The organism is Pseudomonas sp. Mb7 (assembly GCF_054790525.1).
Genome location: NZ_CP186501.1, coordinates 310,279 through 323,102, shown reverse-complemented (window position 1 = coordinate 323,102; position 12,824 = coordinate 310,279). Strand labels below are relative to the sequence as shown.

8 protein-coding genes are annotated in these 12,824 nt (G+C 58.5%); 7 read left to right on the top strand and 1 reads right to left on the bottom strand.

Features of this window, described 5'->3' with window-relative positions; all coding sequences use genetic code 11:
• The first annotated feature begins 22 nt into the window (after positions 1-22).
• The 7 genes from algG to ACOYXH_RS01375 all read left to right on the top strand — a co-directional run bounded on the left by algG (position 23) and on the right by ACOYXH_RS01375 (position 9,609).
• Complete coding sequence (gene algG / locus ACOYXH_RS01405; RefSeq protein ID WP_095050990.1) at positions 23-1,594, top strand: mannuronan 5-epimerase AlgG; 1,572 nt, start codon at positions 23-25, stop codon at positions 1,592-1,594.
• A 10-nt stretch (positions 1,595-1,604) separates the two neighbouring features.
• Positions 1,605-3,065 (top strand): alginate O-acetyltransferase, encoded by a 1,461-nt coding sequence (locus ACOYXH_RS01400; protein ID WP_095050982.1) that lies wholly within the window; start codon positions 1,605-1,607, stop codon positions 3,063-3,065.
• 8 nt (positions 3,066-3,073) lie between these two features.
• The gene (locus tag ACOYXH_RS01395; RefSeq protein ID WP_095125434.1) at positions 3,074-4,198 is read left to right on the top strand and encodes a mannuronate-specific alginate lyase; all 1,125 of its coding nucleotides are present in this window, start codon (positions 3,074-3,076) and stop codon (positions 4,196-4,198) included.
• 329 nt (positions 4,199-4,527) lie between these two features.
• Positions 4,528-6,093 (top strand): MBOAT family O-acyltransferase, encoded by a 1,566-nt coding sequence (locus tag ACOYXH_RS01390; protein WP_016985188.1) that lies wholly within the window; start codon positions 4,528-4,530, stop codon positions 6,091-6,093.
• Between the two features lie 10 nt (positions 6,094-6,103).
• Positions 6,104-7,279 (top strand): alginate O-acetyltransferase, encoded by a 1,176-nt coding sequence (locus tag ACOYXH_RS01385; RefSeq protein WP_460410206.1) that lies wholly within the window; start codon positions 6,104-6,106, stop codon positions 7,277-7,279.
• A gap of 14 nt (positions 7,280-7,293) precedes the next feature.
• Positions 7,294-7,950, top strand: coding sequence for an alginate O-acetyltransferase AlgF (locus ACOYXH_RS01380; RefSeq protein WP_007914291.1), 657 nt, complete (start codon positions 7,294-7,296; stop codon positions 7,948-7,950).
• A gap of 207 nt (positions 7,951-8,157) precedes the next feature.
• Positions 8,158-9,609 (top strand): mannose-1-phosphate guanylyltransferase/mannose-6-phosphate isomerase, encoded by a 1,452-nt coding sequence (locus ACOYXH_RS01375; protein ID WP_095050986.1) that lies wholly within the window; start codon positions 8,158-8,160, stop codon positions 9,607-9,609.
• Between the two features lie 283 nt (positions 9,610-9,892).
• Here ACOYXH_RS01375 and ACOYXH_RS01370 read toward each other — a convergent pair whose 3' ends face one another.
• A complete protein-coding gene (locus ACOYXH_RS01370) occupies positions 9,893-12,727 on the bottom strand; it encodes an RHS repeat domain-containing protein (RefSeq protein ID WP_095125431.1) in 2,835 nt (944 codons plus the stop codon).
• Positions 12,728-12,824: the final 97 nt, after the last annotated feature.

The window sequence follows — 12,824 nt, the reverse complement described above, 5'->3', positions numbered from 1 at the left end:
AACCGCCAAGGGAGTGCCCGACATGATCAGCACCAGGACAGGCTCACTCAGCCTGCTGGCCGGCGCGATGCTGCTGGCCAGCGCCAGCACCTTCGCGACTGTGGAGCCGGTTAAACCGGTGACCACCGCGAAAGAGCTGCAACAAGCCAAGACCTACACGGTCAGCAGCGCGCCGACCGAAGCGCTGAACCTGGCCGCGCCGAAACTGCCGGACATTTCCGGCTACACCGCCGAAGCCGCTGCGGCGAAAATCGTCCGCAGCAAAGCAGGCAAAGTCAGCGTGCGCCGGATGATGCAGGAAGACGCGCTGAAGGACTTTATCGGCGGCGACAACAAGATGGCCGAATGGGTGGTGCGTCAGCACGGCATCCCCCAGGCGATCTTCGTCGATGACGGCTACATGAATCTCAAGGACCTGGCGCAGAAACTGCCCAAGCAGTACTTCAGCGAGACCTCGCCGGGCGTGTACCTGTCGAAGCTGCCGATCGTCGTCGGCCGTAAAGGCATCCTCGAAATCGACGGTCAGACCCAGGAACTGCGCCTGTCGCAAGAGGCCGGTGCATTCATGGTCAACGACGGCCAACTGTTTGTGCGTGACACCAAAGTCACAGGCTGGCGCGAACAGGACAACGGCCCGGCGACCTTCCGTTCGCCGAAGGAATTCCGTCCGTTCCTGCTCGCCTGGGGTGGCACCGAGACCTACATCGTCAACAGCAAGATGGCCAGTTTCGGTTACGCCAACAGTAAGTCGTACGGGGTGAGTATTTCCCAGTACACGCCGAACATGGCCAAGGTGCTCAAGCGTCCTGAACCGACCGGCTGGATCGTCGGCTCCGAGTTCTCCGACATGTGGTACGGCTTCTACTGCTACGAGACCCGCGACTTTGTGGTCAAGGGCAACACCTACAAAGACAACATCGTCTACGGCATCGATCCACACGACCGTTCCCACGGCCTGATCATTGCCGAGAACACCGTGTACGGTACGAAGAAGAAGCACGGGATCATTATTTCCCGTGAGGTCAACGACAGCTTCATCTTCAACAACAAAAGCTACGACAACAAACTCTCGGGCCTGGTGATCGACCGTAACAGCGTCAACAACATCATTGCCTACAACGAGATCTACAAGAACCACACCGACGGCATCACCCTCTACGAGTCTGCCGACAACCTGCTGTGGGGCAACAAGGTCATCAGCAACAAGCGTCACGGCATCCGTATTCGTAACAGCGTGAACATCCGCCTCTACGAAAACGTCGCCATGGCCAACGGTTTGACCGGTGTTTACGGCCACATCAAAGACCTCACCGACACCGACCGTGACATCAAGCTCGACCCGTTCGATGCGCAGGTGTCGCTGATCGTCGTTGGCGGTGAACTGGCGGCCAATGGCAGCGGCCCGCTGTCGATCGATTCGCCTTTGAGTGTCGAGCTGTATCGCGTGTCGATGCTGGCGCCGACCAAATCCAGCGGCATCAGCTTCAACGGCATCCTCGGCGAGCGCCAGGATGAAATTCTCGACCTGCTGGTGCGCCAGCAGAAAGCCGTGCTGATCGACCCTGTCGAACGCCAGACCGAAATGCAGGACTGAGGATAATTTTATGCACCCACACTTGATCAGATTACTCAGCCTGTCGGCCCTGACCGTGGGCATTCTCGCGGCCAGCAACGGTGCGCGCGCCGATGAAGGCGCCGCCGCCACGCCACCGAAGTTCAGCGCCGAACCGTGCTGCAATCTGTGCCCGGCCGCCCATGACGCGAAGAACTACACCACGCGTTATCAGCAGAACTTCACCACCCTGGTGCAGGCGCAAGGTGACTGGCTGTTCCGGACGCAGGAAGACCTGCGTACCGAGTTCAACACCACCCCGGCCGGCTACAAACGCCTGCAACAACTGCACGATGCGTTCAAAGCCAAAGGCGTCGAGCTGGTGATCGTTTACCAGCCGACCCGTGGCCTGGTGAACCGAAACAAGCTCAACCCGCAGGAAAAAGCCGCGTTCGATTACGAGAAAGCGCTGGGCAACTACAAGACCATGCTCGGCCGTTTCGCCAAGATGGGTTACGTGGTGCCAGACCTGTCGCCGCTGACCAACGAATCGCTGCCGGACACCCTGCCCGCCCACGACTTCTACTTCCGTGGCGACCAACACTGGACACCATACGGTGCACAGCGCACGGCGAAAATCGTCGCCGAGAAGGTCAAGCAGATCCCGGCCTTCGCCGACATTCCCAAGCGTGAATTCGAAACCAAGCGCTCCGGGCGCATGGGCAAGACCGGTACCCTGCACAACATGGCCGGGCAACTGTGCGGCACCAGTTACGCGATCCAGTACATGGATCAATTCACCACCGAGCCTAAGGGCGAAGCAGGCGACGGCGATCTGTTCGGCGATTCCGGCAACCCGCAAATCACCCTCGTCGGTACTTCGCACAGCGGCAAGAACTACAACTTCGCCGGTTTCCTCGAAGAAGCCATCGGCGCCGACATTCTCAACGTCGCCTTCCCCGGCGGTGGTCTGGAAGGTTCGATGTTGCAGTACCTCGGCAGCGACGAATTCCAGAAGACCCCGCCGAAAATTCTCATCTGGGAATTCTCGCCGCTGTACCGCCTCGACCAGGAAACCATCTATCGCCAGATGATGTCTCTTCTCGACAACGGCTGCGAAGGCAAAGACGCGCAAATGTCCGCGAGCACCACGCTCAAGCCGGGCAGCAAACAAGAACTGCTGGTCAACAGCAAGAACCTGAACCTGCAGAACAGCAGCCATCAGGTCGACATCCGCTTCGCCGACCCTTCGGTGAAAACCCTGCAAGCCACCCTCTGGTACATGAACGGTCGCCACGAGGACATCAAGATCGAGAAACCGGAAACCTCCGACACCGACGGTCGTTTCGCCTTTGAGCTGCGCACGGACGAAGACTGGGCCTCGCAAAACCTGCTGGCGGTCGAAGTCCAAGGGCCAGAAGCCGGCGCTGCGCCACAGAAAGTCGAAGCGAAAATCTGCAAACGCAACGTATTCCCGGGCGCTGGGCAACAAACCGCTCAGGTCGGGCAATGAGGTCTGCTATGCGAAACTCGAAACTGAAAACTCTTTTAGCGCCGACGCTGCTCGGGCTGGCGATCTTCGCCGGCACCGCGCAGGCCGCCGCGCCACTGCGTCCACCCCAGGGCTATTTCGCGCCTGTGGATAAATTCAAGACCGGTGACAAAAGCGAAGGCTGCGATGCGATGCCGACGCCGTACACCGGGCCGCTGCAATTTCGCAGCAAATACGAAGGTTCGGACAAGGCCCGCGCGACGCTGAACGTGCAGTCGGAAAAAGCCTTTCGCGACACCACCAAAGACATCACCACGCTGGAACGCGGCACCGCCAAACGGGTGATGCAGTTCATGCGCGACGGTCGCCCGGAGCAGCTCGATTGCACGCTCAATTGGCTGACCGCGTGGGCCAAGGCCGATGCGTTGATGTCGAAGGACTTCAACCACACCGGCAAGTCGATGCGCAAATGGGCGCTGGGCAGCATGGCGTCTTCGTACATTCGCCTGAAGTTCTCCGACTCGCACCCACTGGCCCAGCATCAGCAGGAAGCGCAGTTGATCGAGGCGTGGTTCAGCAAAATGGCCGATCAGGTCGTCAGCGATTGGGACAACCTGCCGCTGGAAAAAACCAACAACCACTCGTACTGGGCCGCCTGGTCGGTGATGGCGACCTCGATCGCGACCAACCGCCGCGACCTGTTTGACTGGGCAGTGAAGGAATACAAGGTTGGCGTCAACCAAGTCGATGCCGACGGCTTCCTGCCGAACGAACTCAAGCGCCAGCAACGCGCCCTCGCCTATCACAACTACGCCCTGCCGCCGTTGGCGATGATCGCCAGTTTCGCCCAGGTCAACGGCGTTGATTTGCGTCAGGAGAACAACAGCGCGCTGAAACGTCTCGGTGATCGAGTGTTGTCGGGGGTGAAAGACCCGGACGAATTCGAGAAGAAGAACGGCAAAGAGCAGGACATGACCGATCTGAAAGAGGACATGAAATTCGCCTGGCTCGAACCGTTCTGCACGCTCTACACCTGTGCGCCTGATGTGATCGAGAAGAAGCACGGCATGCAGCCGTTCAAGACCTTCCGCCTCGGCGGCGACCTGACCAAGGTCTACGACCCATCGCATGAGAAGGGCAACAAAGGCTCATAAAGCAAAAGCCCCTCACCCTAACCCTCTCCCAAAGGGAGAGGGGACTGACCGAGGTGGTTGTACGAGTTACGCCGAAATGAAATGCCGAGTTGATCTCAGGCGTTGAAAAACAATCGAGATCAGGCTGCACAGAAATACCGAGTCGATCTCCATTTTTGAAAACCATGGAGATCAGGCTCCCTCTCCCTCCGGGAGAGGGCGGGGGGTGAGGGCAAGTTTTCAAGGCCCGGCACAACCCTGACAGAAACACCGTTTTGCCCCTCCACTACCACGGGGGGTTTGGGGGGGCTTTGGCCCTTGACTGTTGGTTCAAACATGGAGAGATCGGGATGGTATTTTCATCCAACGTGTTCCTGTTTCTGTTCTTGCCGATCTTTCTCGGCTTGTACTACTTGAGCGGGCAACGCTATCGCAACCTGCTGCTGCTGATCGCCAGCTACGTGTTCTACGCCTGGTGGCGTGTGGACTTCCTCGCGCTGTTCGCGGCCGTCACGCTGTGGAACTACTGGATCGGCCTCAAAGTCGGTGCCGCCGGTGTGCGGACCAAACCGGCGCAGCGCTGGCTGTTGCTTGGCGTCGCGGTGGACCTGTGCATCCTCGGCTACTTCAAGTACGCCAACTTCGGCGTCGACAGCATCAACGCGATGATGACGTCGGTCGGTCTTGAGCCGTTCATCCTCACCCACGTGCTGTTGCCGATCGGTATCTCGTTCTACATCTTCGAGTCGATCAGCTACATCATCGACGTGTATCGCGGCGACACCCCGGCCACGCGCAACCTGATCGACTTCGCGGCCTTCGTGGCGATCTTCCCGCACCTGATTGCCGGCCCGGTTCTGCGTTTCCGCGACCTCGCCGACCAGTTCAACAACCGCACGCACACCCTCGACAAGTTCTCCGAGGGCTGCACGCGGTTCATGCAGGGTTTCATCAAAAAGGTCTTCATCGCTGACACCCTCGCGGTGGTCGCTGACCATTGCTTCGCCTTGCAAAACCCGACCACCGGCGATGCCTGGCTTGGCGCGCTGGCCTACACCGCGCAGCTGTATTTCGACTTCTCCGGCTACAGCGACATGGCGATTGGTCTGGGCCTGATGATGGGGTTCCGTTTCATGGAAAACTTCAAGCAGCCGTACATCAGCCAGTCGATCACCGAGTTCTGGCGTCGCTGGCACATCAGCCTGTCGACCTGGCTGCGTGACTATCTGTACATCACCCTCGGCGGTAACCGTAAAGGCACGCTGATGACGTATCGCAACCTGTTCCTGACCATGCTCCTCGGCGGTCTGTGGCACGGCGCGAACATCACCTACATCGTCTGGGGCGCCTGGCACGGCATGTGGCTGGCGATTGAAAAAGCGCTGGGCCTGAACACCTCTCCGCGCAGCCTCAACCCGATTCGCTGGGCGCTGACCTTCCTGCTCGTAGTCATGGGCTGGGTGATCTTCCGTGCCGAAAACCTGCACGTTGCCGGGCGCATGTACGGCGCGATGTTCAGCTTCGGCGACTGGTCGCTGTCGGAACTCAATCAGGCCAGCCTTACCGGTCTGCAAGTGGCGACTCTGGTTGTTGCGTACGTGACGCTGGCGTTCTTCGGTCTGCGCGATCTGTACACCAATCAGCCGCCAGCCAAGAGCAAACCTGAAGTCAACGTCGAGGCCAACGGCCCTGCCACCGCGACCCCGGGAATGATCAAAGCCGCTCCTGGCGAAAACCCGGCAAGCATCCACGAGCCTGGCTACACCGTCGGCGTCGAAGCCCAGGTGCAACCGGCCTACTGGAGCGCGGACTGGTCGCGCTACGTGATGCGCGGTCTGATCCTGCTGCTGTTCATCGCCTCGATTCTCAAACTCTCGGCGCAAAGCTTCTCGCCGTTCCTTTACTTCCAGTTCTGAGGGATCTGACATGACCCGCTCATTACGCATCTTCTACATCGCCCTGTTCCTGGTGACCCTGTTGGTCCTCGGTCTGTGGTCGGTTCGCAGCTTCTTCGGCTTCAGCACCAACGCCGATGCGACGGTGCTCAACGGCCGCTGGACCAAAGCCGTGGAAACCCACTATGACGAAGAGTTTCCGATCAAGCGTCTGGGCACCAATCTCTGGGCCGCGCTGGATTTCAAACTGTTCAACGAAGGTCGTCCGGGCGTGGTGCTCGGTCGCGACCAGTGGTTGTACAGCGATGAGGAATTCAACCCGATCGTCAACGAAGAGCTGAACCTGCAAGGCAACTACGCGCTGGTTGAAGGCGTGCGCCAGACCCTGAAAGCGAAAGGCGTGAAACTGGTGATGGCGATCGTGCCGGCCAAGGTTCGTCTGTACCCGGAGCATCTGGGTGAAGTGAAACCGGCGAGCATCCACGAAAACCTCTATCAGGATTTCCACCAACGTGTGGCGGCCGACAAGATCCTCGCCCCGGACCTGCTCAAGCCATTGCAACAGGCCAAGCAGAATGGTCAGCAAGTGTTCCTGCGTACCGATACGCACTGGACGCCGGAAGGCGCCGAGATTGCCGCGAACACCCTGGCGAAAACCATCGCCGACAAGTTCCCGCTGAGCGGCGAGCCGCAACGCTTCGTTACCACGCCAGCGGAGAAGGTCACGCACAAGGGCGATCTGCGTCTGTTCCTGCCGCTCGATCCGCTGTTCGAAAACCTGATGCCGGCGCAAGAGCCACTGCAAAAGCGCAACACCGTCGCGGCTGGCGATCAGCCTGCCGGTGACGACGCGCTGTTCACCAGCAATGAAGTGCCGGTGGCACTGGTCGGCACCAGCTACAGCGCCAACCCCAACTGGAACTTCGTCGGTGCGCTGAAACAAGCGCTGCACAGCGACGTGGTGAGCTACGCCGAAGACGGCCACGGCCCGATCCTGCCGATGCTCAGCTACCTGAAAAGCGATGACTTCAAGAACAGCCCGCCACAGGTGCTGATCTGGGAGTTTCCTGAACGTTATCTGCCTGTGAACAACGAAATCGGCGACGCCGACCCGCAGTGGGTCGCAGAGCTTAAACAAGCCGGCGCACGCCAACAAAACGTAGCAATCAACACTAAATCCGAGACGCCCGATCGGGCGCAAAACTGAAAGAGAGGTACACCATGACTTTCACTACTACTCCTCGTCGTCTCGCTAAAAGCTTCGCACTGGTTGCTGGCCTCAGCGTGCTTTCCGTCCCTGCCTTCGCCGGTGGCGACGCCGCGCTGTACGGCCCGACCGCGCCGAAAGGCTCGACCTTTGTGCGTGTCTATAACGCCAGCAATGCTGAAGTCAGCGCGACTGTCGGCAGCACCAACCTGAGCGACGTTGCGCCACTGGCCAGCAGTGACTTCAGCTTCATGCCGGGCGGTGATTACAGCGCCAAAGTTGGCAGCCAGACCCTGCCGGTGAAACTGGCTGGTGACCACTACTACACCCTGGTCAACAACGCTTCCGGCGCGCCGCAATTGATCGAAGAACCACCGTTCAAGAACAAGCAGAAATCCCTGGTGCGTGTGCAGAACCTCAGCGACAAACCGCTGACCCTGAAGACCGCCGACGGTAAGACCGACGTGGTGCCGAACGTGGCCGCCAAGGGCCGTGGCGAACGTGAAATCAACCCGGTGAAAGTCAGCCTGGCGCTGTACGAAGGCGACAAGAAAGTCGGCGACGTCAAACCGGTCGCCCTGGAGCGCGGAGAAGCTGCGGTGCTGTACGTCACCGGCAGCGGCAGCAGCCTGTCGCCAGTCTGGGTGAAACGCCCGGTATCGACTCGCTAATTATTTTTCCGATGAGACGCTGACCCCTGTAGGAGCTGCGGCACGCTGCGATCTTTTGACTTTGTTTTTGAAGATCAAGATCACCAGATCGCAGCTTTCGGCAGCTCCTACAGGGGAATGCGGCGGCCTCTCGGTACGAGACAAAAACAAGAGTGAAACGACACAGCGTTCGTGCCTCTAACCAATCGATTTTATGGAGTAAACAATATGATTCCGGTGATCTTGTCAGGTGGTAGCGGTTCGCGTCTCTGGCCGCTTTCGCGTAAGCAGTTCCCTAAGCAATTCCTCGCCCTGACCGGCGAACACACCCTGTTCCAGCAGACCCTCGAGCGCCTGGTGTTCGAAGGCATGGACACCCCGATCGTGGTCTGCAACAAGGATCACCGCTTCATCGTCAACGAGCAGTTGGCCAATCGCAAACTGGAATGCCAGCGCATCCTGATGGAACCGTTCGGCCGCAACACCTCGCCGGCCGTGGCGCTGACCGCGATGATGCTGGTCAATGAAGGCCGTGACGAACTGATGCTGGTACTGCCGGCCGACCACGTACTGGAAGACCAGAAAGCCCTGCAACGTGCTCTGGCCCTGGCTACCGTTGCCGCCGAAAACGGCGAAATGGTCCTGTTCGGCGTGCCGGCGACCAAACCGGAAACCGGTTACGGCTACATCAAATCCACCGGCGATTCGCTGCTGCCCGAAGGCGTCAGCCGCGTTTCGCACTTCGTCGAAAAACCTGACGTCAAACGTGCCACTGAGTACGTCGAGTCCGGCGGTTACTACTGGAACAGCGGCATGTTCCTGTTCCGCGCCAGCCGCTTCCTTGAAGAGCTGAAAAAGCACGATCCGGACATCTACGACACCTGTCTGCTGACCCTTGAGCGCAGCCATCAGGACGCCGACACCATCACCTTCGACGAAGCCACCTTCGCCTGCTGCCCGGACAATTCCATCGACTACTCCGTCATGGAAAAAACCCAGCGCGCCTGCGTCGTGCCACTGACCGCAGGCTGGAGCGATGTCGGTTGCTGGTCGTCGCTGTGGGAAGTCAACGAGAAGGACGCCAACGGCAACGTCACCAAAGGCGATGTAGTGATTCAGGACAGCAAGAACTGCATGATCCACGGCAACGGCAAACTGGTGTCGGTGATCGGTCTGGAAAACATCGTCGTGGTCGAAACCAAAGACGCCATGATGATCGCCCACAAAGACAAGGTTCAGGGCGTCAAGCAGATGGTCAACACGCTCAACGAGCAAGGCCGCAGCGAAACCCAGAACCACTGCGAGGTTTACCGTCCGTGGGGCTCGTACGACTCGGTGGACATGGGCGGGCGCTTCCAGGTCAAGCACATCTCGGTGAAACCGGGCGCGTGCCTGTCGCTGCAGATGCACCACCACCGCGCCGAACACTGGATCGTGGTCAGCGGCACCGCCGAAGTGACCTGCGATGAAAACGTGTTCCTGCTCTGCGAAAACCAGTCGACCTACATCCCGATCGCCTCGGTGCACCGCCTGCGCAACCCGGGCAAGATCCCGCTGGAAATTATCGAAGTGCAATCGGGCAGCTACCTGGGTGAAGACGATATCGAACGCTTCGAAGATATCTACGGCCGCTCCACCCCGATCGAACGCGGCGTGTCGGTGAAAACCATCGCGCAATAACTGATCGATAAAACAAGAAGCCCCCGTCCAGCCCGCTGCGTCCCCTATCCGCAGCGGGTTGGGCGGGGGCTTTTTTTTAAAACGCTACCGAGCTGAACAGTGTTGCCCTTTTTTCGACAGCGTCCCGATTGATCAATACGAAGTATCGCTGACTGACAGTTTTTTCCTCCGTGTTGAGTCATGAGGACAGGAGCGCGAAAATCTCTTTCCCCGATTCAACATTTTTACGCGGCGCTGATGTTTATGCTTTGCGACTCTCGCCACATCGATTCAGGCAGTTGTTTTACCCGTGTGGGCGTGCGCGGACGGTAACCGCTTGCTTGCTCATCGTCCTTCGCACCTTCGGTTTCTCCATCACACTGGCAAAGGACTTCGATCCTCCGAACAGTTTTCGTTCTCTGGAATAAACCCCGATCGTTGCCGCCCCCTGACTGCTCTGATAGTGGATATCCCAAGACTTGGTTTTGGGTTCGTACTTCATGAAAGCGAAAGCAGTTAGTTGGGTTACGACCTTGCCACCTTCATTATCGAAGCCATAGTCCATGTATTCCATGGCCACACTCATGCCCATTCCATGATCGGCTGATGACAAGCGATTGTATTGGTCTGCCTCTTTATTACCCTCAACATGCCGTACCCTCAAAGTGTTGTCATTCAGCTGATCGACGGTCAGCGAGCAACCACTGAACCCGGGCGTAAAAACGTATTCGGGTTCGGTCCCCTTTGGATGCATCGGTATGTCGATATAACCACCCTGAGCCACCCAATAACCTGACACGGCGCTGGATTGGTCAGGTATTTCCCCGCCAGGAATATCGACAACCTTGATCGCATTGAACTCTCCGCGTACAGGGCCGCTGTAACTTATTCGCTGCATGGAAAATATCAAGCTGGCGCCACCCTGCTTCTTCGCAAGTTGCGAAGCGATGTCCTTGGAATACCCAGCCTTTTGGGGCATGAACAAGTCGGTATTGACGGTCTGTTGACTGAATTGCGGAACCGTTAACGCCTCGCGAATATTGGTCGCTTTGGCGGTGAACGACACCGAGTTGTGCGCTTTACCTGCATCAACAGGAACCGCCCCTGGAATGTCACGATCCGCGCCGACCGCGAGCACTGGCGTCCATAAACCGTTGGCCTGTTTTTTTCGGGTTTCGGCTCCATCCGCATCCTTGTAAGTCAGCGGATTGTTGCGCACCATCCGGTACAGATTAAGACCGTCGATAGCACCCGCCGGATCCGGGTTAAGCCACCGCTGCAAGCCAGGCATGTAATAGCGATAACCGTAGCAGTACAGCCCCGTCGCATCCCGTTCCTTGCCCGAATAACGAATGGTTTTGTAACTGACTTCGGTGTCCTTGCTCCACGCCGTCTCACCGAAGGGATCAAAGGTTTCCTGACTGATAATCCGGGCATCCTTGCCCAGTTCCAGACTGGTCGATCCCAAATGATCAGTAAGGCTGTAGCGATAATGGTCATTGGCACTACCGGGCAGTGCACTTTCCCAATGCAGCACGCGCACACTGTTGAGTACACCCTCGGCGATGATCACTTGCAGCTGTTCTGCAGTACCGGTGTTGCTGCGCAGTTCCAGTCCTGGCAAATAGCGCACGTCGTAAACCAGGCCACGGATGTTTGTCTGCAACGAGCGAGTTTTGCGCACCCTCAAGCCTCCACCGTCGTAGACATATTGTTCAACATCATTGCGCTCATCGCCCCGCTCCACAGGAGTCACCGACTGCAGTTGATTACGCAGACTCCACATCAGTGGCCGCCCAGGCTCCAGTGCCCGCAGGTTGCCTCGGGGATCGAATGCCGCCGTGATTTCATCTTCCGTGGGCGGAACATCATCTCTGTAAGGTAGACAGCGATTGCTGAAAAGAGAGGCTTTCATCTTGCGACCGTTACGCACGCCGACATGAGTCAACTCCAGCAGGTTGCCGGACTCGTCGTAGCGGTAGGTCTGGCGGTAGTTACTCAGCGCCGCCGGATCGAAACGTTGAATGGAGGCTGGGCCTTGGCTCGCAGAGCCCGCCTCCCAGCCGGTTGCATCCCTCAGCTGATAAAGGCTGTCGTAGTTGAAACGACTGATCGGATCGATGCGTTGATTGGCGAAATAGCGGATCGGCAGGGCCTTGTCCTCAATGCTCAGTACGTTGCCCATCGCATCATAGTCATAGAGCAAATGTTGCAATGCTTCACCAGCGCTGTTGGCGGCGTAGCGCTTCAGCAAGCGACCGTCTTCGGGTCGATAAGTCAATGTCGTCACGACGCCATTAATCGCCCGTTCGTACTCGACTTGCCCCTGCGCGTTATAGCGGATATCGCTCACCAGCGTTCGCGGTTCAGATTGGTGCTTCAATTGCAGGTGACTGGCCCGCAAGCGCCCATCGAGTGACAATTCACTGCCTTGGCGATTGCCCCGTGCATCGAGCTGGTCGATCACTTGGCCCAGCGGCCCGAAACGCCATAGGGTTGTTGCCCCCTCGCCGGGTTCCAGTAACCGGCTCCGTTCAGCCACCGATTCGGGCCAGTCAGGAGTCACCGGATCCTGTGTGAATTGCCGGATGTTTTCAGTGCATTGACCGCTGATGGCAAAGGCTTCCAACAACACGCTGCCCGCCGGGTCGTCATGGCGAAGTAGTTGCCCGAGCTGGTTGCGGACCGGGTCAGCGACGCCGGGCTGGCCGTACAGGAAACGTTCGACGCAGCGTCGCGGTTGGGTCTGTCCTTCTTCGAATACCACCATCGGACGCAACAACTGATCGTATTGCACTTCGCGCGAGGTACCGCGGCTGTCCCACTCGAACAGCACTTGCTGAGCGAGCCCGGGCAAGGCGATTTGCCTTCCGGCATCAACGCTGTCCGAGCGCAGTACTTGTCGGCTCAACGCAAACACCGTGGTCAGGTTGGCGCGGACCAGCGAATCGTCTGCGTGCAGGGTCCATAACCGCGGATCCCACTGAGCGACCGGCCGCCCCGCCGGATCATGAAAGGTGCGGTGCACCAGAGCCTGAGCCGGGCCAATCTCTTCGCTGCACCAATAATCGACCGTACGTATCGACAGTCCACGCGGGTCGCGCACCAGCAGTGACGGTGTTTTGCTATGCACGCCCACGATATCCCTCCGCAACCATAGCGTCCTTTTGTCTGCCAGTAGCAAAGCAACTCGAGGCGCACATGCCAACTGTCAGAAATTACAGTCCCGACCAACG

Bases quoted from the DNA above. Each gene is read 5' to 3' on its own strand.
- algG (WP_095050990.1), top strand. From the start codon at position 23: ATGATCAGCACCAGGACAGGCTCACTCAGCCTGCTGGCCGGCGCGATG.
- ACOYXH_RS01400 (WP_095050982.1), top strand. From the start codon at position 1,605: ATGCACCCACACTTGATCAGATTACTCAGCCTGTCGGCCCTGACCGTG.
- ACOYXH_RS01395 (WP_095125434.1), top strand. From the start codon at position 3,074: ATGCGAAACTCGAAACTGAAAACTCTTTTAGCGCCGACGCTGCTCGGG.
- ACOYXH_RS01390 (WP_016985188.1), top strand. From the start codon at position 4,528: ATGGTATTTTCATCCAACGTGTTCCTGTTTCTGTTCTTGCCGATCTTT.
- ACOYXH_RS01385 (WP_460410206.1), top strand. From the start codon at position 6,104: ATGACCCGCTCATTACGCATCTTCTACATCGCCCTGTTCCTGGTGACC.
- ACOYXH_RS01380 (WP_007914291.1), top strand. From the start codon at position 7,294: ATGACTTTCACTACTACTCCTCGTCGTCTCGCTAAAAGCTTCGCACTG.
- ACOYXH_RS01375 (WP_095050986.1), top strand. From the start codon at position 8,158: ATGATTCCGGTGATCTTGTCAGGTGGTAGCGGTTCGCGTCTCTGGCCG.